This is a genomic window from Acinetobacter lwoffii (assembly GCF_024129685.1).
Classification (GTDB): Bacteria; Pseudomonadota; Gammaproteobacteria; order Pseudomonadales; family Moraxellaceae; genus Acinetobacter; species Acinetobacter lwoffii_X.
This window is the reverse complement of record NZ_JAMXXL010000005.1, coordinates 61871-85439: the sequence shown is the minus strand read 5'-3', so window position 1 is coordinate 85439 and position 23569 is coordinate 61871. Positions and strand designations below refer to the sequence as shown.

Below are 23569 nucleotides of genomic sequence, written 5' to 3'. Positions count from 1 at the left end.
AGTTTTACTTATTTTTCATATAAATAGTTCAACAACCCATATTTAAAATCTAAACAATAATTGTTATCATTATCATTAATTACTTCATAAGTTTGTAAATAGAATTTTCGATGATGAATAGTCCGAATATGCAAGCCATAGCGACTGGAACAGTTACTGCACCGAAACCATCAAGCAAAAATAAAGTCAAAGCAAGTATGCTGGCTTATCGTGGGATGATTTTATATCGCTTTATTCTGGCGGGTGCTGGCGGTTATCTACTGGCTACACTGGCAACGATCGTGATTGCCCAGCTTTTTATCGACAGTGGAAGCAGTGCAGCCATGTCCGCCACCCTGATTGGCTTTAGCTTGAATGCTGCTGCATTTATCTGGGTATTTATGGTGAATAAGACGCTCAAAGCTACGCTCGGGATCGCGATTCCCGGTGTTTTACTCTATATCGCCTATAAGCTTTTAGGAAATTGAGATGAGAGTAGATGCAAAACCCGAAGGTCCACGCCAGTCGATGTCGTGGTTGCATACCTGGGCCAGTCTGATTTTAGGCTGGCTTTTATATGCGATTTTCTTGACCGGAACCTTAAGCTTTTTCCAGAACGAAATTACCGTCTGGATGAAACCGGAATTTCATCAATCAGTTCCACCAAAGACTCAAATCGAACAAACCCGTGTGGCACTGGCTTATCTGCAACAGCACCATCCGGATGCTGGCAGCTGGGCAATCCAGCTTCCTAACTCACGCCAAAATACTACCACCCTGACTATTCGTAGTGCCGGCGAAGATCCGCGTGCCCGTCGTGGCGGTACCCGCGTGACGATTGACAGCGCCACCGGCGAAGTTTTGCAAGCGCGTGAAACACGCGGTGGTTCATTCTTATACCGTTTCCACTTTGAATTGTATGGTTTGCCAAGAATCTGGGCGCGCTGGATGGTCGGCGTTGCGACCCTGCTCATGCTGGTGGCAATCATCAGCGGTGTCATTACCCATAAGAAAATTTTCAAGGATTTTTTTACTTTCCGTCCCGGCAAAGGTCAGCGTTCATGGTTGGATGCACACAATGCTACTGCGGTATTTGCCCTGCCCTTTCACATCATGATTACCTTCAGTGGCTTATTATTATTGCTTTTTACCCTCATGCCCTGGGGCGTAAACCAGATTTATGAAAATCGTGGTGCTTTCCTTCAGGATCAACGTAAGAGTTTGGTTCAAGACAACAGTATTCAGGCTGAATCCCGTGAAAGCCATAGTGAGAGTAAAGAACGTCGACCGCAAGCTGAGAGAGAAAATCGTGGCGAGCGCGGTGAAATGTCTGCACGCAGTGAAGGTCGCCGCTCTCATAATGAAATGCAAATTGCATCTCCTGCACCGTTAACCGATCTGGCTCCGATCTTGGCAACAGCCAATAACGAATGGAAAAATAACCCGGTGGGTACGATAACTATTATCCAGCCAAATACCCTAAAAGCTGAAATTGAACTTCGTGCTTTAAACGGAGTCAGCGTAGCTTATCGCAATGTTTATCCGAGCCTTGCTTTTAATGGCGTAACAGGTGAATTAAAGCCAGATCAAACCACACTGAAAATGCCTTCAGTCGCAAATGGTATCTATAACGTGTTCACCGCACTGCATGAAGCACGGGGCGTAGATCTGGCTTTACGCTGGTTATTGTTCATGTCAGGTGTGGTGGGTACCTTGATGATTGCCACCGGCTTGATTCTATGGTGTGTCAAACGTGCACCACAGCAACAGAAACAAGGCTATAAATCGTTTGGTTATCGTCTTGTGGAAGTCACCAATATCGCTGCCATTATTGGTTTACCGATTGCCTGTGCTGCCTATTTCTATGCCAACCGTTTTATTCCGGCAGACATGGACATGCGTCTGAACTGGGAAATACGTAGCTTCTTTATTGTCTGGTTACTGACTTTACTGTATGCCATGATTCGCACTCATCGTCAGGCTTGGCTGGAACTATTACTGCTTGCCACTACCGCATTTGCCTTACTCCCAATCGTCAATTTTCTGACCGGCGGTCAGGCGATCTGGAACACCATTATGCATGGTCAATGGGTCATTGCTTCTTTTGATCTAGCGATGTGGGTGCTTGCGATCTTGTTCTGGTTTTCATTTAAAAAAGTGAAAAACCATAAAGGCTTGTCGCCTAAAAAAGCCAAGGTTGCTCTCAAGGAGAATCAGTCATGATGTTTTTCTTACTGATTTGGGCTTTAACTTCACTGGGTTTCTTTGCGCTTGCAACGTCGATGTCCAAACATCAAAAACAAATTTTTGACACAGAACTCAACCCTGCAAAAACACAACTTGCGACTATTCTCGGTTGGGTATTGCTCATACTCGCCCTGATTCTGTGCCTGTGTACAGGAGCTATCAGCAATATGATCAGTTACTGGCTGGGTAGTCTGACTTTTGCAGCACTGGTGGTCGGCTTAAGCCTGAGTTATCTGGCAAGTAGAATTAAAGTGATCGTAATGTTCTGTGTGTTCATCGCCTCGATCTCAGGGATTCTTTGCTTGATCTAATCATTTGATTGACCAATCTCTTTAAAAAGCTGACTTTCGGATTGGCTTTTTTGCTTTAAACCTTTTAGTCTACACACAATATTTTTGAGATGTTGATATGACCCAGCGTGTTTCTCCCCCTGCTGCCCTGACCAATCTTGCCTTAGCCGGCAATGCTGAAGCGCAATTTGAACTGGCTGAACTGTATATGCAAAGCGAGCATGATGATGACATCATTCTTGCTGAAGAATGGGCTTTAAAAGCAGCAAATGGCGGTCTGGTGGATGCAATGTATTGGCTAGGTGAAGGTTACACCGTGTATGCCAAAGAATTAGCAGAAGAAGATCCGGAAGAATCTAAAGCTCACTTTGAGTTAGCCTATTACTGGTTAAGCAAGGCCAATATCGAGAAGCACCCTGCTGCGACTTTAGAGCTGGCCGGTTTCTACCGTCGCGGTGATGTGATTGAAAAAGATGTAGAAAAATCGATTGCTTTAGTTAAACAGGCTGCGGAGTGGGGTGAAGTTCAGGCCATGCGCGATCTTGCTTTTATTTATGCCAATGGTTTAGGTGTAGATGGCGATGAGGAACTAGCTGAGTTCTGGACCCAAAAAGCGCATGCTGCCGAGCAAGAAGCTAAATAAAACGAAAAGCCCGTCAAATGATGGGCTTTTTATTATCATATATGATTCACAATAAATTCTATTTCCTTTATTAAATAATCTAAAAGCTCATTTAATCCAATCAAATCATTAAGCCTCATAACACTATAATTACTATGATCTATTTTTTCTTTCAATTTTAATAAGGCTTGCGTTCTCTCTGTTTCTGCATATTTATAATCCTCCCTCTTCGCATTGATGCGTATTTTTTTTAATTCACTAATATCATGAGATAAGAAAACGATATATTTATCCTTTATTAGTGTAGGAATTGAATGAGCAATTAAATTTCTAACAAATAAGTTCTTCTCAACTTTCCCCAATAAATAAATTATTTCACCATTCAAATGCTTATGTAATTCTTTCACATTTATAAGCTGTGACAAAGGTAAGGTTCTCACTTCATCCTTATATGTAGGTATTTCTACATATGTTACGAGCCTCTTGAGATGCACCTCCAACCTATTAAAATTTATAAGTAAATCTATGATCAATAATTTACACCCAGTTTTTAGCTCACAGTGTCCAAGGAAATCCAGTGGTTTATCTTGGATCAGCACATCGATGGATTTTGTAATTTCCTCTAAGTCATCCATTCTTCTTCCTTAGTATATTTTTAAGTCAATGTATTTGTATCGGATTTTATATAACTTGGCTATCACTTTAAATCCAAGTACAATACTGCGCTAGTCGAGGGATGCTGCGACGTTTTACAGGCACTAAATGTAAAATCGCTAGGCTCGACCATCGGTCAGACATTCATTCTGATCAACAACGGCATCCGCGAACAGAACGATCCAATCTATTTTTTCCTAGGAGATCCTGATGAACGCGGTTACTGCTTCATTTACAGATTACAAAGTTGCTGATATTTCACTTGCTGATTACGGCCGTAAAGAAATTAAACTTGCTGAAGCTGAAATGCCAGCCCTAATGGGTCTGCGTAAGCGCTACTCGGCAGCAAAACCACTTGCAGGCGCGAAAATTCTCGGCTGTATCCACATGACCATTCAAACAGCTGTTTTAATTGAAACACTGGTTGAATTAGGCGCAGAAGTTCGCTGGACTTCATGTAACATCTTCTCGACTCAAGACCATGCTGCTGCTGCAATCGCTGCTGCGGGCATTCCTGTATTTGCTTGGAAAGGCGAAACTGAAGAAGAATACATGTGGTGTCTTGAACAACAAATCAATGTAAATGGCACGCCTTGGGATGCCAACATGATTCTTGACGATGGCGGTGATTTAACACTACTTGTTCATGAAAAATACCCAGAAGTGATTGAAAAAATTCACGGTGTAACTGAAGAAACAACGACAGGTGTTCAACGTCTGTACGAAATGCTTCGTGATGGCACTTTAAAAGTTCCTGCAATCAACGTAAACGATTCAGTAACCAAGTCTAAAAACGACAACAAATACGGTTGTCGCCATTCACTAAATGATGCAATCAAACGTGGTACAGATATGCTTTTATCTGGCCGTCGTGCGCTTGTGATCGGTTATGGTGACGTAGGTAAAGGTTCTGCGCAATCACTTCGTCAAGAAGGCATGATTGTACGCGTAACTGAAGTTGATCCAATCTGCGCAATGCAAGCATGCATGGACGGTTACGAAGTTGTATCTCCATACAAAAATGGCGTGCAAACTGGCAAGAAAGAAGACATCAATGTTGACCTTCTTCAAAACACTGACCTTATCGTAACTACAACAGGTAACTACCACGTATGTGACGCTGCAATGCTTTATTCATTAAAAGCTGGCGCAGTTGTTTGTAACATCGGTCACTTTGATACTGAAATTGATACAGCTTACCTACGTGGCTACAAGTGGGTTGAAGTTAAACCTCAAGTACACCAGGTGTATCGTTCAGAAAATGAAAATGATTACCTGATCCTTCTTTCTGAAGGCCGTTTGGTGAACCTTGGTAATGCGACTGGTCACCCATCACGTATTATGGATGGTTCATTTGCCAACCAGGTATTGGGTCAAATGCATTTATTCGCTGAGAAATTTGCTGATCTTCCAGAATCTGAAAAAGCTGCACAAATTCGTGTAGAACTTCTTCCTAAGAAATTAGATGAAGAGGTTGCTGCTGCGATGGTTGCTGGTTTCGGTGGTGTCTTGACTCAATTGACTCAAGAACAAGCGGATTACTTAGGCGTTCAAGTTGAAGGTCCATTCAAGTCTGATGCTTATAAATACTAATTAAACTCCACCCTCTCCCTAACCCTCTCCCATAGGGAGAGGGAACATTCATTACCAAATGTATGTCATCGAGGGTAAATCCTCTCCTGAGCGTGCTTAAAGCACTGCTTTGAAGCTCAGCGCAAGAGAGGATTTAGGAGAGGTAAAACTAATTAAAAAGTATTTATAAAAAGGATTTGAACATGTCTAAACAGATTCCAATTTCATTTGAATTCTTCCCGACCAAAACTGATGTAGGTGCGGAAAAACTCAAAGTTGTGCATCAAGAGCTACAACTCTTAAATCCAGAGTTCTTCTCTGTGACCTATGGTGCTGGTGGTTCCACTCGTGAACGCACCCTGTCTACTATCAATGACTTTAATGGCAAAGGCGCACCTGTTGCCCCTCACTTGTCTTGTATTGGCGATGACAAAGCACGTATTGCTGAACTTCTAGACCTGTACAAATCTCAAGGCATTAACCGTATTGTTGCCCTGCGTGGTGACTTGCCTTCAGGCCAAGTGGGTTTGGGTGAATTACCTTATGCAGCTGATCTGGTTCGCTTTATCCGCGAACATTCAGGCGATCATTTTAAAATTGAAGTCGCAGCTTATCCGGAAATGCATCCACAGGCAGAAAGCTTTGAAAAAGACATTCAGCACTTTGTTGAAAAAGTTCAGGCCGGTGCCAATGCTGCTTTAACCCAGTTCTTCTTCAATCCAGATGCTTACTTTTACTTTGTAGATCGTATCCAGAAAGCAGGAATCGATATTCCGGTTGCGCCAGGCATCATGCCAATTACCAATTCCAGTAACCTGATTCGCTTTGCTGATGGTACCGGTGCTGAGATTCCACGCTGGATTCGCAAGCAACTGGCAACTTATGGTGACGATACTGCCAGCATTAAAGCCTTTGGCCATGAAGTTGTGGTTAAATTCTGTGAGCGTCTACTTGCAGGTGGTGCGCCAAGCTTGCATTTCTACACCATGAATACTACTGACCCGACCCGTCAGCTGGTCACCGATCTTGGTTTAGCTTAAGCCCTTTATTTCACCGATTTTTTGAGTAGAACGATCAATGCCACGTTTTTATATAGATGCTGATTTAACTATTGATGTCAGCCTTGAGCTTACGGAAACTGTATTTCATCATTGGGTAAAGGTTTTACGCGCGCAAGTCGGTGAAAGCGCGACCCTGTTCAATGGACAGGGTGGCGAATATGACGTGACTTTAACCGAGGTTGCTAAAAAATCAGCCACCGTCTCGGTCAATGCATTTAATCCTGCCAATCGCACACCAAAGTTCCAGGCTTTGCTCGGTCAGGTGATGAGTAAAGGCGACCGTATGGATTATGCGATTCAGAAAGCAGTCGAACTGGGCGTTTCCGAAATTCAGCTGCTGACTTCGGATCGTTGTGAAATGCGTTTAAAGTATGATCGCGACCAGAAAAAGCTGGATCACTGGCAAGGCATTGCTATTGCGGCTTGTGAACAATGTGGTCTAAACATTGTGCCTGAAATTTTAGCGCCCATGTCACTTGAAAAATGGCTGGATACTGAACTTCCGAACACCAAACTGGTTTTAGCACCCAATAAAGATGAAACAGATGTACTGGCAGATGCGACTTTAGATCTTGCCCTGCTGATTGGCCCCGAAGGTGGCTTGAGTGAGGCAGAAATTAGTGCCGCAAACCAGAAAGGTTTTCTCAACTGGTGTATCGGCGAGCGTGTACTACGTACCGAAACTGCTCCTGTTGTTGCCCTGTCAATTTTGAATTATGTGCTTTAGTTCATCGGATGGGTAAAAATTTGTCTTTAATTTTGTTGATTTTTATTTTTAAGACATCTAATCTCGACTAAAGAATAACAAATACTTATTAATTGATTTCACACACTTCTTGGAGTTTCTATAATAACAATGTACAAGGACGAAAACCGTTTAGGATGAATACAGGCATTGAATCACATGGTTGATAATCAGGACGACTATATTCAGCAGCATTTGCATGATGCTCAAATTGCGAATACGCTTCGCCATAGTCGCTATTTTTTGCTCAGTATCATGGTGATTTGCCTCTATATTTTTTGTATTTATCACATTCAATATAGTCCTTCTAATACGTATTTTAATACCTGGTTTATTCTGACAGAACTTCTGGTCAGCATGTGCTGGCTGGTGAATACGCTGTATTTCAAACCCGAACAATATAATCAGAAAAGCGCGCACCGCTGGTTACAGATGCAGAGCCTTGCAGTCGGAAGCTGTATCGCGGCCGGTATTTATACAATTTATTACTATTTGCCGCAGGCCAATCCTGTATTTGAAGATATTGAAGCACTGACCTTGTCTGCCTTGTTGCTGATTGTAAGCCAAGCATTTGGCCTGACCTACCTGACCCAGAAACTGAGCTATTTTTGTCTGGTCTTTTTGCCGTCCTTATTCCCTTTTTTACTGTCGCAGCTTGACCATGTCGGTCATTCCAATCCCTTTTTTGGTCTGGCCTTAAACTTTGCGCTCATAGTGATTCTGCTGTGCGCGACAAGTAGTTATCGAATTCACAGCCGCACCTCACGTCTGTATGCGGAAAATGATATTTTGGTGAAAAATGCAGAACAGCAAGTACATTGGACTGATGAACTGTGCCAGCAACTCAAAACTGAAGTCAATAAATCCAAAGATATTGAACAGCAATTACAGCTCAGTAACCAATTGCTGGAGCAAAAAGTACGGGAACGTACCTATGATATTGAACAGATCAATCATGACCTGAAGAATCAGCAGCAGAATCTAAAACTTGCACATGAAATTGCCGGTATTCGGCCATGGGACTGGAATATTCAAGAGCGCAGCATCACCTTAACCAATCATAAAGACGAAAAGATTCTGCGCGATTCCAAAGATCATCATCTGCAATTACAGTATCTGATTCACCCTGAAGATCTGGCCTATTTTAAGCGCAATATGAAGCAGCATCTGCGTGGCCAGATTGAACGCTATGATGCCACTTACCGGATCAAGCTCAGTGAAGGTGGCTGGAGTTGGGTACATGATATTGGCCGGGTGATCAGTCGTGATCCTAAAAATAAAAAACCCTTGCGTATGGTGGGCATCCGTCGTGATATCCAGCAGGAACGTCTGTCTCAAGAACGTTTAAAGCTGGTGGCCAGTGTACTGGAACAGGCTGCGGAAGGGATTTTCATTCTGAATCCTGAATTAGATTATATCGATGTCAATCCTCACTACGAATACTTGAGCGGTTTTGAGCGTGACGAGATTATCGGTAAATCCTTATTTGATATTGCAGTGCAAAATAAATCCCAGCAACGTACTTTTCAGGCCAATATTGTCAAACAGATTCAAAAGATTGGCTCTTATGATGGAGAGGTTTATGCAAAATTTCTGTCTGGTAAAGAGTCGACCTTATGGCTGCATATTAATGCCGTGACTGATGATGAAGGCAGGATTACTCATTATATTGGTATCGTATCAGATCTGACTGAACGTAAATTACAGGAACAGCGCCTGTCCTATCTGGAAAATTATGACACGCTGACTGACTTACCGAACCGCTTTTATTATAATTATCAGCTGCATCAATATCTAGTTTCGCAAAAAGACTCGATTAAAGAGATGGCTGTGATTCGGCTTAACATCGACCGTTTCCGGCCATTAAATGAATACCTGTCCAATAACGGCGGTGATGAACTTTTACGCCAGGTGGCGCAGCGGCTGCGGATGACCAATGCAGAAGCGCTATTTGTGGCACATCTAAATGGTGATGATTTTGCGATTCTCTATGAAATCTCACATATTCGCCCTTCAGTTCAACACCATTGTGAACGCATCGCTCAGGCCTTTAGCAGACCATTCAATATTTACGGTCAGGATCATGTGATTACCCTGTCCATGGGCGTGGCATTCTATCCTGATCATGGCCGTCAGCTGGATTATTTAAATAATTGCGCCGAACAGGCATTGAACGAAGCCAAAAATCTTGGCGGCAATACTATTCACTTTTATTCCAGTGAAAATCATTCATTACAGAACAAAGGGGTTTTTCTGGAACGGGATCTGCGTAAAGCGATCCAGAATAATGAACTGGTGGTGTATTATCAGCCAAAAATCAATTTCAGCGATCAAAGCATTTATGGCTTTGAAGCGCTGATTCGCTGGAACCATCCAGAAAAAGGCATTATTGCACCAGGGCTGTTTATCCCCTTAGCGGAACAGACCAGCCTGATTTCAGACATTGGCCGCCTAGTGATCCAGCAGGCCGCTAAACAGATTCGCCAATGGAATGATCTGGGCTTTAATCATATTTGTGTATCAGTCAATATCGTGGCACAGCAATTGCGCCGTGGTCAATTGCTCGATGATCTGGATCAGGCTATTGCAGACAACCAGATTTCTGGCGCCAGCCTGGAGCTGGAAATTACCGAATCTTCTTTAATTGAAAATTCGGAAGCGGTCAAAAACCTGCTGAATGAGATTAAACAGCGACATATTCATATTGCCCTGGATGATTTTGGTACGGGCTATTCCTCTCTCTCCTATCTTGCTGATTTTCCGATTGATACCTTAAAAATTGATCGCAGTTTTGTTTGCAAGATTGGTGAAAACAAGCAGGCAGCCATTGTCAGTGCCATGGTGGCGATGGGTAAAGCCATGGGCATGACCGTGGTCGCTGAAGGCATCGAGACTGAAGAGCAGCTAGAATATCTACGTGATTTAGACTGTGATATTGCCCAAGGTTACTTATTTTCCAAACCGCTTCCTGAGCAGGATGCAACCGCTTATTTAGTGCGAGACAAGACACATCAGACTTATATATCTCAAGTCTAAGTCCATACCCGACCACAATAAGTTTGTTGGAAAAACGGCCGTCTTTGTCTGTCCGAACTGGCTAACAAATGGTATATTCAGGAACATAAATAAATTCTTTGCCCGCTGACCGGGTAATCTTTACAACGATCGAGAGACTGATGGACGAACAATCTTTAAAGCAACAGGCCCTTTACTATCACGAATTTCCTACCCCGGGAAAAATCAGCGTTACACCAAGCAAACAATTGGTCAACCAACGTGACTTGGCCCTTGCTTATTCGCCTGGCGTAGCTGCACCATGTCTTGAGATTGAACGCGATCCTTCAACTGCTGCATTGTATACGGCTCGTGGCAACCTGGTTGCTGTAGTGACCAACGGTACTGCCGTGCTTGGCTTGGGTAATATTGGTCCTTTGGCTTCTAAACCAGTGATGGAAGGTAAAGGCGTATTATTCAAAAAATTCGCTGGCGTTGATGTATTCGATATCGAAATTGCTGAAAATGATCCAGACAAAATTGTGGATATTGTAGCTGCATTAGAACCGACTTTTGGCGGGATTAACCTTGAAGATATCAAGGCGCCAGAGTGTTTCTATATCGAGCAAAAATTGCGTGAACGCATGAATATTCCAGTATTCCATGATGATCAGCACGGTACTTCGATTATTGTCGGTTCTGCGCTCCTCAACGCGTTACAAATCAACGGTAAAAAAATTGAAGACATCAAGATCGTGGCTTCAGGCGCGGGTGCTGCTGCACTGTCTTGTTTAAATCTGCTTTGCGCTCTGGGTGCTAAAAAAGAGAACATCATCGTTGCCGATTCACGTGGTCTGCTGACTACACATCGCGAAGGTCTGGATGAATCTAAGAAAGCCTATGTACAAGACATCGAAGCTACTCAGCTTGGTGACGTAATTGCAGGCGCAGACATGTTCCTCGGTCTGTCTGCTGCGGGCATTCTGACCAAAGAAATGGTCAAGGTCATGGCTGAAGATCCGATCATCTTTGCCTTGGCGAACCCGGATCCAGAAATTCTGCCTGAACATGCGCATGAAGTCCGTGATGACGTGATCATGGCAACCGGCCGTTCTGACTATCCGAACCAGGTGAATAACGCACTGTGCTTCCCGTACATCTTCCGTGGTGCGCTGGACGTTGGTGCAACCACTATTAACGAAGAAATGAAAATTGCCTGTGTCCATGCAATTGCACGTATGGCACATGTTGAAGCTGATGCAGCAACTTATGGTGAAAAATCGGCATCATTTGGCCGTGAATACCTGATTCCGGGCCCGCTGGATCAACGCTTGATCCTAGAAATCGCACCTGCTGTTGCACAAGCAGCAATGGATTCGGGTGTGGCAACACGTCCAATCACGGATTTCTCGCATTATCGTCAACGTTTGTCTGAGTTTGTCTACAACTCTGCATTCATGATGAAACCGATCTTTGAACAGGCGAAATCTGATCCTAAACGTATTGCTTATGCAGAAGGTGAAGACCTGCGTGTACTTCGCGCAGTTCAAATCGCGGTAGATGACGGTTTGGCAATTCCGATTCTGGTAGGCCGTCCAGCTGTCATTGAAGCCAACATCAAAAAATTGGGTCTGCGTCTTGAAGATGGTGTGAATATCACTATCGTCGATCAGGAAAAGAACCCGAACTATGAAATGTTTGCAGATGATTACTACAACATCATGCAGCGTAAGGGTGTAACGCCTGAATATGCACAGCGTGAAGCACGTCGTCGCTCGACCCTGATCGCAGCGATGCTTGTGAAACATGGTATGGCAGACGGTATGCTGTGTGGTACATATTCAAGCTACGACATTCACCTGGACTTCGTCAGCAACATCATTGGCAAGAAAGATGGTCATAACACTTTCTTTACCTTGAATGCCTTGATGCTTGAAGACCGTAACCTGTTCATTGCCGATACGTATGTCAATACTAATCCAACGGCTGAACAGCTGGCTGAAATGACCATTCTGGCTGCTGAAGAAGTTCGCCGTTTTGGTATGACACCACGTATTGCCCTGCTTTCTCATTCAAGCTTTGGTTCAGACCAGCATGATGCCAGCGCGCAAAAAATGCGTAAGGTGTATGACATCCTGTCTGAAATCGCGCCTGAGCTGGAAGTTGAAGGTGAAATGCACGGTGATGCTGCACTGGATGAGAACATTCGTCAGTTTGCATTCCCGAATTCACGTTTCAAAGGCTCTGCAAACTTGCTGATCATGCCGAATCTGGATGCTGCCAATATCTCGTTTAACCTGTTAAAGGCAACTTCAGGCAACAACGTAACGATTGGTCCAATTCTGTTGGGTGCTGCGAAACCTGTGCACATTTTGACGCCGACTGCGACTACGCGTCGTGTAATCAACATGACCGCACTCACTGTTGCAGAAATCCAGCAAGCGGAACAAGATGCACTTTAAGCCAATGACAAGATAACGACGCATCAGCCTCGTTTCTTAACTTGAGAAAACCTCTATTCTGTAGCATGATGCTTGTAAGAATAGAGGTTTTTTCATGCAAGTTTATTTAGTAGGGGGCGCAGTTCGAGATCATTTGCTCGGACACCCCTATCACGAAAAAGATTATGTGGTCGTTGGTGCAACTCCCGCGCAAATGCTTGACTTAGGCTATCAGCCCGTAGGCAAAGATTTTCCTGTTTTTCTACATCCCCAAACAAAAGAAGAATATGCACTGGCGCGTACCGAACGTAAATCTGGCGCCGGTTATCATGGTTTTGAGTTTCATACCGATGTCAGCGTTACGCTAGAGCAGGATCTGATTCGTCGCGATTTGACCATTAATGCCATGGCCATGGATGATGCCGGCCAGGTTTATGATCCTTATGGTGGTCAACAGGATCTGGAAAACCGGATTCTACGTCATGTTTCCGATGCCTTTGTCGAAGATCCATTACGGGTACTGCGGATTGCCCGTTTTGCTGCCCGTTATACGAGTGCAGGCTTTGTGATTGCCGATGAAACCTTGGCATTAATGCAACGCTTGACTGAATCCGGTGAATTAAATGCATTGACACCGGAACGCGTCTGGAAAGAGACTTCCCGTGCTTTATCCGAACGTCATGCTGATGTGTATTTTGAAGTATTACGCGAGTGTGGTGCTTTAAAGGTACTCTTCCCTGAGATTGACGCCTTATATGGCATTCCGCAACGACCTGAATATCATCCGGAAATTGACTGCGGCATTCACACGATGATGTCCTTGCAGCAGGCATGTCGTCAAAATTATAGCCTGGATGTACGTTTTGCCGTTTTAGTGCATGACTTAGGAAAAGCTTTAACGCCGGTTGAAGAATTACCGCGACATATCATGCATGAAGAGCGTGGCATCAAGCCAGTGAATGAACTGTGTGACCGTTTAAAAGTGCCGACGTATACCAAGCAGCTGGCTTTGGCGGTGTGCAAAGAGCATCTGAAATGCCATCAGGCCTTCAATCTTAAGCCGGGAACCTTATGGCGATTATTGCAACGTCTGGATGTGTTACGTCGCCCTGAACGTGTCGAAGCTTTCGTCCAGGCGTGTGAATGTGATTCACGTGGCCGTCTAGGTCTGGAAGATCGTGCTTATCCACAAGCACAATATGTCCTCGATGCCATGCAAACCGTACGCGCCATCAAGGCACAAGACCTGCCTGCCGATATTCAGGGTCCGGATATTGGTGAAATGCTGATTGAACGACGGATTCAGGCACTCGGTGAACTCAAAGCACAACAAACCGTAGCGATTGAATAATAAAAAAGCACCCTCGGGTGCTTTTTTAATAGCTTAATTTCTCTTTATCACAAAAGGAATTAAGAAATATTGGATCAGTACCATCAGGAAATATCTGCCGGAAAAGTAATCACTTGCTCCAGTTTCATTTGATTGGTTGCAATCATCAACAAACGGTCAATTCCAAGGGCAATTCCAGAACATTCCGGCATATTCGGTAAAGCTGCCAATAGATATTTATCGATCGGCATGACATGCAAGCCCAGCTTGGCCCGTTCTGCATTATCCGCCTCAAAGCGCGAACGCAATACGTCGGCATCAATCAGCTCATCATAGGCATTGGCCAATTCTAAACCTTCGATATACAATTCAAAACGTGCGGCGACCAGTTCACCATCTTCATCGGTTCGGGTTTTGGCCAGTGATGCCATTTCAGGGGGGAAATCAGTCAGGAATACTGCAGTATCAAAACCCAGACTAGGTTCAACCATATGTGAAAATAACAGGTCGATATAACCGAGACGATCCTCGCCTAAATCCAGATTGAGTCCAACGCGGCGGCAGCAATCTTTCAGTTCCTGTAAAGTGGCTTGAAGTGGATTGAGATCCAGACGATCCATGAAAGCATGTTTATAGCTTAGAATGGTCGGACGGATTTCGCCAAAACGTGCTTTCAAAGTCACATTCAGCAAATCCGATACTTCAAACATCAGATCTTTTAAGCTAAATCCCGGGCGATACCATTCCAGCATGGTGAATTCGCTATTGTGCTTGCGTCCATGCTCATCATTGCGGAAGACCTTACAGATTTGGTAAATGGGTCCACTACCACTGGCCAATAAGCGCTTCATAGCAAATTCGGGTGAGGTCTGCAAATAATGCGTATTCAGTTTACCCAGCACATGGCGCTGTGCCTGTACCGAGGCTAAATGCACATCGGTCACACCGGCTTGAGACAAAATCGGTGTTTCCACCTCTAATACATCCCGCTCAGCGAAAAATTGACGGATTTGACGATATAAGGTCGCCCGTGCACGCATGGCTTGAAGGTCACAAGTGGGTTGATACGTCATCGTCATGCCTTCGGCCCACCATGTGCTGCCCACTCACGGCGTAGCGGATAAGTTTTACGTAAATGATCAAATGCCTGCTGATCGACTTTACCTTCTTTGATACAGGCACGTAGATTGGCATCATCACGAGCAATGTTATAAATTTGGGATAAATGCTGTTGCAATGCTATTTTTAAATCCTGCCCCCGAAAAAACTGCTCACAGACAGGCAGCTGGGTTTCAAACTGTTTACTGGCTGCAAAACCGAAAGTTTGACAAAAAGCCTCATAAATCATCTGAGTACCGCGCGCTTTGCCTTCCAAGCTATAACCGGCAATATGCGGAGTCACCAAGGTTACTAGATCCAGAAGTTCTGCTGAAATCAGCGGTTCGTGTTCAAAGACATCCAAAATCACGGTTCGGTGTGTCGCCTGTATATCCTGGATTAGCGCGGCCTCTTCAATGACTGGCCCACGTGCTGAATTAATCAGGATTGCGTCAGGCTGCATTTTTGCCAACGCAGCAGCATTAAATAAATGATAGGTTGGATATGCGCCTGTTATGGTTAAAGGGACATGAATCGAAATTGCATCCGCTTGTTGCAGCAATTCATTAAATTCAACTTGATTAATCTGCTCTCTTTGCACAAGAGGATCGCAACCGAGCACACGCCAACCCAAGAGCTTCGCCATGTAGGCCAGTCGGGTTCCGACATTACCCAAGCCGACAATACCCAGGGTAAATGTCGCATTGGCATCGAGTAATTCAGGACGTACCTGCAATAACGCGGTAATCACATATTCAGCCACCGCTTGCGCATTACAGCCGGCAGCATTACTCCATTGAATCCCATGTTGTTCTAATGCAGCAATATCCAAATGATCTGTACCAATGGTGGCACTGCCCACAAATTTGATCGAACTATTCTGTAGCAGTGCTTCATTAACCTGAGTCACTGAACGTACCAACAGGCTATCGGCATCTTTGACATCATCTGCACTTAAGGTTCGCCCTGCACGATGTTGAATATCACCAAATTCGGAAAAGAAATAATCGGTGAATGCCAGATTTTCATCTGCGACAATTTTCATAATGAGATCCATATGATGCTTGGGCGTATGATAGCGCGTTGGCGCCTCTGACTCTATATTTGGCCGACACGTCCATTTTTCAAGATTTTATGCCTTGAGTTTAGGACTGAGGAATTTAATATTCAACATATACAGCCTCAAAAAGCAAAACCCCAATCTTTCGACTGGGGTTTTAGAATTTGGCGGAAGCGGTGAGATTCGAACTCACGGAGGACTCACACCCTCGTCGGTTTTCAAGACCGGTGCATTAAACCGCTCTGCCACGCTTCCTTGGCCGCCATCATATAAATAAATTAGATTTTTGGCAATAAAATTTAGCGAAACTTCTATAAAAAGCGGCTTATTCAGCTAAAAATCATCCGAAATCAAAGCCAACATGGGTATTTTCAATCAAAGTTTTTAATATTGAAAATGATCTTGAGTTGAATTTAACTCAGTAGAGGATGATGAGAGAAATAACTACATTCAGCATCAAGTGGATCAACAACCGAAAAAAATTGAGACATAAAAAAACCCAGTCAAATAGACTGGGTTTTTAAAATTTGGCGGAAGCGGTGAGATTCGAACTCACGGAGGACTCACACCCTCGTCGGTTTTCAAGACCGGTGCATTAAACCGCTCTGCCACGCTTCCATGGCCGACATGATATAAACAAAAATCACGCTTGGCAAATATTTTTATACTTTCACTGCATCAACTGCACAAAATAAAATCAATTATATTAATCTGCTGAATTTTCTGGCTTTTCATAACGAATTGAGTTGATGAACCAGAGTTTCTTGCCGGAGGGGGTCAATACCTCGGCCTCATCATCGACCTGCTTGCCTAATAACGCGCGTGCCATCGGTGAACTGATCGAAATATGCTGCGGATGATGATCATAAATTTCATCTACACCCACAATACGTAAAGTTTTTTGTTCACCTTCTTCATTTTCAATTTCTACCCAGGCACCAAAATAGACCTTGCCCTCTTGCTCCGGGAAAAAATCGATGATTTTCAGCTCTTCGAGGCGCTTGCCGAGGTATCTGACCCGCCGATCAATTTTCCTTAAAATTTGCTTGTTATATTGGTAATCTGCATTTTCAGAACGGTCGCCGAGACTGGCGGCCCAGTTCACTTTTTTGGTAATTTCAGGGCGCTCTTCATACCAGAGATTCTTAAGTTCTGCCACCAATTTATCGTGTCCAGCACGGGTGATTAAGTTGGATTTCATACGTCTTGCTGATCATATTTTCAGTGTTTTAACTTACAAACAGCTTATTTTATTTACCATTTTAACACAATGGCAAAATTCCAAAAAAATTAACTTTATATTTCAATAGCTTAAAATTATTTTTAAAAATAATTTGTGTACAAAATTTGACAATCGTTTTTTAGATCATTAATATGCCACCAACTTCCGGAAATGCTTACTTTTTAATCTATGTAGTTTTTCTACATAATTATCTTTAAATCTCTTGTCATTTTGAATGACGTCATGACTGCCCAACCCTTATTGAATTTATCAAACTGTTAAAATTTCTGGCTTTGTTGGCTGTGATTTTTAGGGCATAAATTACTTGTAGCGGAGACAACATGCACAGTAGTTCATCCACTGGGTCGAGGCTTTGCCTAAGATCTGTAATTTCTTCTCTCCCTTTGAAAGCACTTGTACTGAGCACTGCATTTATTCCCCTACACAGTATCAATGCAAGTAAGACCACACTTCAGTTTGATCATGTGGTCAATAGCAATAAGTTGACCGTGGTTGCGGTTGAAAATCCGACTACCGTATTCCAGGATGGACAACATCTACATGGCTTCGGTTATGACCTGGTTCGTAACTATGCCAACAATCTGAATGTAAAGCTCGATTTTAAAATCGTTCCTGATAATCAGACTGCCCTACAGTGGGTTGCTCAGGGTAAAGCCAATCTGGCTATGACGACTACTGATATACGCACCATTGAAAACAAGCGTTTGACGTCGTTCTCGGCCACTTGTGGCGATGAATCAATTCTGTCGAGTAATGGCTTGAATACCAATTTAAATATGGTGTTTAAATCTGCTACAGATCCTTTGAGCCAGACGGCCAGTGCTTTTGTCTGCAAAGGTAAACAAAGTGGTGCCATCAAGCAGCTTGCTTCATTTTATAATCAGAATGTGGTGAAAGAGGAATCCTGGACCACTATTCAACGTGATTTGAACAATCGCCTGCCGATCTATGAAGCGAGTTTTAAACAGACAGCGCAGCAGTATGATCTGGATTGGCATTTACTGGCGGCCATTGGTTATCAGGAATCTTATCTGAAACCGAATTCAGTTTCTCCGACGGGTGTGCGTGGTTTGATGATGCTGACCAACAGTACAGCCAAAGCAATGGGCGTGAGTAACCGTACTGATCCGGCTCAAAGCATTCAGGGTGGTGCCAAGTATTATGATCAAATGCTTAGTCGCTATGATCATATTCCTTTTCCAGATCGAAACTGGTTTGCACTGGTGGCTTATAATATGGGCCCAGGTGCAGTGAATCAGTTGCAAAAGCGCATTCAGTCGCAAGGCAAGAACCCGAATAACTGGGTGAATTTATATGCCTATCTGGATCAAAATAAAGCCAATAATGGTCGCTACCGTCAAGCGGTACAATATGTGACCCGTATTCGTGCTTATCTGGAGCATATCAAGACCACACCACAATTGGTGAATATCTAAGCTGAAACCTTAGCGTTAATCAAAATGCCATAAAAAAAGCTTACCTCAGGGTAAGCTTTTTTGGTCTTCATTCAGGCTAATGTCTTAGCAGAATTAAGCCGTAGTATTTTCAAGCACTTTCTTGAACAAATCTTTTTGTTCCTGACTTGGCTTTGCAGTTTGAAGTGCCATCAATTGTGACATATCACCCTGTACTTTGATTTTGCCGGTCATGAAGGCCTGCATCGCAGCAGCCATATCAAATTCCAGGAAAACTTTACGTAGAGTTTCGCCATCCATATTCAGCGTGGTTTTGGCATTTGAAGACAAACCTTTCTTGATTGCCCCACCATCTAAAGATAGTTCAGTATTACCTGTAGTGTCCGCTACAACCAAATTAATCGCAAGGTTCGCCAAAGCTGGTGGCAAATTCAAATCGCCAGCTTGCGCAGTTAGAGTTTCTACAGTTGAAAACCAATCATCAGTTAAAAAAGCAGGCATGATCTTTCCTCAAATTATTTGTTCATTTGTGTCGACTATCCAGACGACATCATGTTGAAGCTATTATGCTTGTGCTTTGTTATATCATGATCATTAGCGCAAAGGCTAACGAATTTTGTACGCGCCGTTCAATTTTTGTAGTTCTATTTTTATTTATGTTTATAAGCAGACATCAACCCGCAGGCTGATGTCTACACGTTCTAAAATTAGTCTGCAGCAAAGCCCAGATTGACCATATTGATCCGGCGGTTCTCGCCTTCCACAGCTTCTTCAGTTGAATCACTGCCTTTGAAGTCGAATTCACGCTGGCTGTCCAGCACTTCAAAATCAAATAATTCACGATCGACCAGCTGCGATGGCGAAACATTTTGCAATGCGCCAAAAATGCTGTGCAGACGTTTTGGATGTGCTTTATCCCAATCACGTAACATGTCATTGATAATTGCGCGCTGCAGGTTGTCCTGAGAGCCACATAAATTACATGGAATAATTGGAAATTGACGCATTTCTGCATATTTGATGATGTCTTTTTCTTCCACATAGGCCAGTGGGCGAATCAGAATGTTCTTTTTGTCTGAAGACAACAGTTTTGGTGGCATAGCTTTCAAGCTGCCGCCATGGAACAGGTTCAGGAAGAAAGTCGCCAAGATATCATCACGATGATGGCCTAAAGCAACTTTGGTCGCGCCAATTTCCTGCGCAAAACCGTATAAAGAACCACGACGCAAACGCGAACAGACTGCACAATAGGTTTTGCCTTCTGGCGTCAGTTTTTTGGTAATGCTGTAGGTGTCTTTTTCCAGAATGTAATACGGAATATTATTTTCTTCTAAATAACGCGGTAGAACATCTTCAGGGAAGCCTGGCTGTTTCTGATCCAGATTCACAGCCACTACATCGAAATTGATCGGTGCGATGCGCTTGAACTGTAGCAGGATATCCAACAGGGTATAACTGTCTTTACCACCAGAAATACACACCATGACCTTATCGCCTTCTTCAATCATCTTGAAGTCACGAATGGCATGTCCGACCTGGCGGCGAAGCTTCTTCAACAAACGGTAGTAGGCTGAGCTTGTTGGCAGTTCAGGTTTGAAATTAAATCCTTGTTCGGACTCAACTGGCGAGTACATAGACGAGACTAACCCATAAAAAAAATACCGCGCAATTTTAGCCGATTCAGACCGCTATCGCATCAAAAGAATTTATTTTCATGAAAATGTCTTATTAGTTTCATTTTCATGTTTTATTTAGATTGATATATTGAACGATTGCGTTCATTTTTTAGTCAAGATGCTTATCTTTTGGACTTTTCCACAGTTGTCCACAAAAGCTGTGGATAACTTTGTGGATTGAAACAGACTTGACAACTTGTCCGGCTCAAAAGATAAGGCTTTTCTTTGAATTGATCATTTTTTGATCAATTTAATTATTTATAAAAATCAATTAGTTAAACCTGTCAAGCCTAAGGTTTTAAATTAAATCATATTTTTTTTTCTACTGCTAAAATGTAAAAAATGACTTGCATTTACAAACTCGTTTATAAATGCAGCGCACAAGTCTTTTCATTCCGTAATTTTTTGTTAAACTCTTTATTGAATTTTTCTCGCTTGTGTTTACTTAATATAAACAATGAAAATAAATGTGTATGTTTTGGGGCGTTATGGGATCAGTGGTTTGCTATTAGCAAGCTGTTGTCATTTTGCTTATGCCGGTCAAACGATCTATCAATTACGTGACAGTAATGGCAGTACTTTATTGACCAATAAGAAAAGTCGCTATAACCATCTACAGGTAGAAAAGAAAACCTATTATCCAGACAGCAATATTCACAGTTATAGCAACTGGGGTTCAAGTGAAGCTTCGGTATTGCCAAGTTATAGTAAAAATAAAAATGCCTATGACTCGATCATCCGTCAGGCAGCACAAACCTATGGTGTATCTGAAGGCTTGATTAAAGCCGTGATGCATACCGAATCCGGTTTTAATGTGCAGGCACGTTCTCCAGTCGGTGCACAGGGCTTAATGCAACTCATGCCCGCGACTGCCCGTCGTTTTAATGTCAGCAATGCTTATGACCCGCAGCAGAATATTATGGCAGGTGCCAAATATCTGGCCTGGTTATTGAAACGTTTTAATGGCAATACCACCTTGGCACTGGCCGGCTATAATGCCGGTGAAGGTAATGTTGCCAAATATAAGGGCGTACCACCGTTTCGTGAAACTCAGGACTATGTCCGTCGTGTCAGCAGCCGTTATCAGAACCTATATGCTCAAGGTCTAGGTAATCATAGTGCTGCCTATACAGCATCTTCTGATACTGGCCGTGTGATTGCCAGTTCTGACAATTATTCGACTGGAACCACCACAGCTTCCAATATTCAGGCTGCCAAGTATCAGCGTCAGATCATTGCTCAAGCGGATGGCAGTTTCACCGATGCACCGGCAGGCTCATATGCCACCGCCAATGCGTCAGCATCTGCAAAAATATATTTGAGTGAATAATTTCTAAACAGCTTTGTTTTTAAAGACCTATGTTTTAATTAGTACAAAAAATATCCTGTGTTTTTTGTAGCCAAATGCTATTTTTTCCTTGAATTCTTCTCCATTTCACCGCATATTGATTTCAATGATTTACATTTAATAATCAGATTATTTTTCTGTAATAAGAGGATTTCTCAATGATGCGGATTGGTTTGTTCTTGCTAACCAACCTCGCGGTACTGGTTGTAGCTGGCATTATCTTGTCACTCTTCGGTGTCGGTAGTTACCATGGCGCAGGTGGCTTGAATCTAGGCAACCTGTTGGTCATCTGTTTTGTGTTCGGTATGGTCGGCTCAATGATTTCCCTGTTCATGTCTAAATGGATGGCGAAAAAGACCACGGGTACTGAACTGATTGACCCGAATGCACCTCGTAACCAAGCTGAAGCCTGGTTGCTCCAAGAAGTTGCACAACTTTCTCAGCGTGCAGGCATTAAAATGCCGGAAGTGGGTATTTTCCCCTCTTACCAGTCGAATGCCTTTGCCACTGGCTGGAACAAAAACGATGCTCTCGTTGCGGTATCAACCGGCTTGCTTGAGCGTATGAACAAAGACGAACTTCGTGCAGTATTGGCGCATGAGATTGGTCACGTCGCCAATGGTGACATGGTCACTCTGGCACTGATCCAAGGTGTTGTGAACGCCTTCGTGATGTTCTTCGCACGTGTCGCGGGCGATTTTATTGACCGCAATGTCTTTGGTCGTGAAGAAGGTGAAGCCCCGGGTATTGCCTATTTCGTGATTACTATTGTGCTGGATATCGTATTCGGTATTTTGGCGTCGTCGATTGTGATGTGGTTCTCTCGTCACCGTGAATACCGTGCTGATGAAGCAGGTGCACGTCTGGCAGGTAAACAAGCCATGATTTCAGCATTACTGCGCTTACAGGCAGAATCTGAAATGCCAGATGCCATGCCGAAAGAAATGAAAGCATTTGCGATTTCTGCGGGTAAAGAAGAAGGCTTTAGCCTTGCTGCATTGTTCCAGACGCATCCAAGCATCGAACAGCGTGTCGCTGCATTGCAACAACTAGATTGTGCTTAAGTAAAACTTTAGTTTTGATTCAAGAAAAGCCTGCAATTGTAGGCTTTTTTATTGGATTTAATTATTCTTTAGCTGACCTATCATTGGCTGAACCATTGATACAGCGCCATAGCACCCCACCCGATCGCGAAGATAAATAAAATCAGGAATAAAGTGCCTAAAATATCCGGAATATGAATCCAGATCCAGGCCACCACAGGATTGCGCCAGAATCCAGATTGCTGTTGTTTGCGTTCCAGACTTTCATGCAAAAATGGATGCACCACATGTCGATCGCTATTAATCTGATATTCCTCGCGAATATGCAGGTGCACGACATCGAGCGCTTTGCGACTGGGCCGAATAAAAATATCAAAGACCGTGCCTGCCACCGGAATAAATCCTACTACCGCATCGATCGCCGCCATTTTCATCACCGGATTGAGTTTGGCACTCGGAACCCCGATCTGTTTGGCCTTATGAATGGCATAACAGGTCAATACAAAACCGGCAATATCTCCAGCAACCGGAATCGTACTCAAAGCTGCGTCTGCCCCCACCCCTTGCTTGGTAAACGGAATACGCACCACGGAGTCCATCATATTGGCAAACTTGGCCAGATCACGTTCCAGACGTATCACCTCTTGTTGGCTTAATTTTGGTTTTTGTCCAGACTCAGGCATAAGTTATTCCAGAAATAATGCTGATTTTCTTGAGCATAAAGTATTTTTTCTAGGCTGATGTATCAATC

General features: G+C 43.4%; 20 protein-coding genes and 2 tRNA genes. 13 read left to right on the top strand and 9 right to left on the bottom strand.

Translation table 11 applies throughout. From position 1 onward, the window contains the following. Positions 1 to 110: 110 nt before the first annotated feature. The 4 genes from NI464_RS03910 to NI464_RS03895 all read left to right on the top strand — a co-directional run bounded on the left by NI464_RS03910 (position 111) and on the right by NI464_RS03895 (position 3159). Positions 111 to 467: a hypothetical protein gene (locus tag NI464_RS03910; protein WP_016807069.1), complete on the top strand. Its 357-nt coding sequence runs from the start codon at positions 111 to 113 to the stop codon at positions 465 to 467. Position 468: 1 nt separating this feature from the next. Next, positions 469 to 2202 carry a PepSY-associated TM helix domain-containing protein gene (locus NI464_RS03905; RefSeq protein ID WP_253137785.1) on the top strand — a complete coding sequence of 578 codons (1734 nt, stop codon included), beginning with the start codon at positions 469 to 471 and terminating at the stop codon, positions 2200 to 2202. Beyond that, a complete protein-coding gene (locus tag NI464_RS03900; RefSeq protein WP_180086270.1) occupies positions 2199 to 2537 on the top strand; it encodes a DUF3325 domain-containing protein in 339 nt (112 codons plus the stop codon). Before NI464_RS03905 ends, NI464_RS03900 begins: the two co-directional genes overlap by 4 nt. 97 nt (positions 2538 to 2634) lie before the next feature. Next, on the top strand, positions 2635 to 3159 hold the full coding sequence (locus NI464_RS03895; RefSeq protein ID WP_253137784.1) for a tetratricopeptide repeat protein: 525 nt from the start codon (positions 2635 to 2637) through the stop codon (positions 3157 to 3159). Between the two features lie 35 nt (positions 3160 to 3194). Here NI464_RS03895 and NI464_RS03890 read toward each other — a convergent pair whose 3' ends face one another. Next, a complete protein-coding gene (locus NI464_RS03890) occupies positions 3195 to 3773 on the bottom strand; it encodes a hypothetical protein (RefSeq protein WP_253137783.1) in 579 nt (192 codons plus the stop codon). Between the two features lie 229 nt (positions 3774 to 4002). Between NI464_RS03890 and ahcY the strand changes: the two genes are divergently transcribed. From ahcY to NI464_RS03860, 6 genes are all read left to right on the top strand, one after another. Next, positions 4003 to 5385, top strand: a complete 1383-nt coding sequence (gene ahcY / locus NI464_RS03885) for an adenosylhomocysteinase (protein WP_253137781.1) — start codon at positions 4003 to 4005, stop codon at positions 5383 to 5385. Positions 5386 to 5567: 182 nt separating this feature from the next. Then, on the top strand, positions 5568 to 6404 hold the full coding sequence (metF, locus tag NI464_RS03880; protein WP_253137780.1) for a methylenetetrahydrofolate reductase [NAD(P)H]: 837 nt from the start codon (positions 5568 to 5570) through the stop codon (positions 6402 to 6404). 37 nt (positions 6405 to 6441) lie between these two features. Next, positions 6442 to 7152: a 16S rRNA (uracil(1498)-N(3))-methyltransferase gene (locus NI464_RS03875; RefSeq protein ID WP_253137779.1), complete on the top strand. Its 711-nt coding sequence runs from the start codon at positions 6442 to 6444 to the stop codon at positions 7150 to 7152. A 177-nt stretch (positions 7153 to 7329) separates the two neighbouring features. Further along, entirely contained in the window at positions 7330 to 10206 is a 2877-nt protein-coding gene (locus NI464_RS03870) for a putative bifunctional diguanylate cyclase/phosphodiesterase (protein WP_114540826.1), read from the top strand. Positions 10207 to 10346: 140 nt separating this feature from the next. Continuing rightward, complete coding sequence (locus tag NI464_RS03865) at positions 10347 to 12626, top strand: NADP-dependent malic enzyme (protein WP_004280528.1); 2280 nt, start codon at positions 10347 to 10349, stop codon at positions 12624 to 12626. 94 nt (positions 12627 to 12720) lie between these two features. Then, a complete protein-coding gene (locus tag NI464_RS03860; RefSeq protein ID WP_253137778.1) occupies positions 12721 to 13956 on the top strand; it encodes a multifunctional CCA addition/repair protein in 1236 nt (411 codons plus the stop codon). Positions 13957 to 14039: 83 nt separating this feature from the next. Here the strand turns inward: NI464_RS03860 and epmA are convergent, their stop codons facing one another. The 5 genes from epmA to greB all read right to left on the bottom strand — a co-directional run bounded on the left by epmA (position 14040) and on the right by greB (position 17294). Next, positions 14040 to 15014 (bottom strand): EF-P lysine aminoacylase EpmA, encoded by a 975-nt coding sequence (gene epmA / locus NI464_RS03855; protein ID WP_004645738.1) that lies wholly within the window; start codon positions 15012 to 15014, stop codon positions 14040 to 14042. Beyond that, on the bottom strand, positions 15011 to 16078 hold the full coding sequence (locus tag NI464_RS03850; protein ID WP_253137777.1) for a 4-phosphoerythronate dehydrogenase: 1068 nt from the start codon (positions 16076 to 16078) through the stop codon (positions 15011 to 15013). Before NI464_RS03850 ends, epmA begins: the two co-directional genes overlap by 4 nt. A 180-nt stretch (positions 16079 to 16258) precedes the next feature. After that, a tRNA-Ser gene (locus NI464_RS03845) sits at positions 16259 to 16348 on the bottom strand. Between the two features lie 273 nt (positions 16349 to 16621). Then, positions 16622 to 16711 (bottom strand) — tRNA-Ser (locus NI464_RS03840). An 88-nt stretch (positions 16712 to 16799) separates the two neighbouring features. After that, positions 16800 to 17294 carry a transcription elongation factor GreB gene (gene greB / locus NI464_RS03835; protein ID WP_253137776.1) on the bottom strand — a complete coding sequence of 165 codons (495 nt, stop codon included), beginning with the start codon at positions 17292 to 17294 and terminating at the stop codon, positions 16800 to 16802. 362 nt (positions 17295 to 17656) lie between these two features. Between greB and NI464_RS03830 the strand changes: the two genes are divergently transcribed. After that, positions 17657 to 18772: an MltF family protein gene (locus tag NI464_RS03830; RefSeq protein ID WP_253137775.1), complete on the top strand. Its 1116-nt coding sequence runs from the start codon at positions 17657 to 17659 to the stop codon at positions 18770 to 18772. Between the two features lie 93 nt (positions 18773 to 18865). On the opposite strand, the gene NI464_RS03825 is transcribed toward NI464_RS03830, so the two are convergent. Then, positions 18866 to 19252 (bottom strand): SCP2 sterol-binding domain-containing protein, encoded by a 387-nt coding sequence (locus tag NI464_RS03825; protein WP_004280536.1) that lies wholly within the window; start codon positions 19250 to 19252, stop codon positions 18866 to 18868. 206 nt (positions 19253 to 19458) lie between these two features. Then, positions 19459 to 20385 carry a tRNA 2-thiocytidine(32) synthetase TtcA gene (ttcA, locus tag NI464_RS03820; RefSeq protein WP_253137774.1) on the bottom strand — a complete coding sequence of 309 codons (927 nt, stop codon included), beginning with the start codon at positions 20383 to 20385 and terminating at the stop codon, positions 19459 to 19461. A gap of 499 nt (positions 20386 to 20884) precedes the next feature. Here ttcA and NI464_RS03815 point away from each other — a divergent pair, with 499 nt between their 5' ends. Both NI464_RS03815 and htpX read left to right on the top strand, forming a co-directional pair. After that, positions 20885 to 21757 (top strand): lytic transglycosylase domain-containing protein, encoded by an 873-nt coding sequence (locus NI464_RS03815; RefSeq protein WP_219308758.1) that lies wholly within the window; start codon positions 20885 to 20887, stop codon positions 21755 to 21757. 176 nt (positions 21758 to 21933) lie between these two features. Then, the gene (htpX, locus tag NI464_RS03810) at positions 21934 to 22839 is read left to right on the top strand and encodes a protease HtpX (RefSeq protein ID WP_004280540.1); all 906 of its coding nucleotides are present in this window, start codon (positions 21934 to 21936) and stop codon (positions 22837 to 22839) included. 80 nt (positions 22840 to 22919) lie between these two features. Here htpX and NI464_RS03805 read toward each other — a convergent pair whose 3' ends face one another. Next, positions 22920 to 23501 carry a DUF4112 domain-containing protein gene (locus NI464_RS03805; protein ID WP_247143075.1) on the bottom strand — a complete coding sequence of 194 codons (582 nt, stop codon included), beginning with the start codon at positions 23499 to 23501 and terminating at the stop codon, positions 22920 to 22922. Between the last annotated feature and the right edge of the window lie 68 nt (positions 23502 to 23569).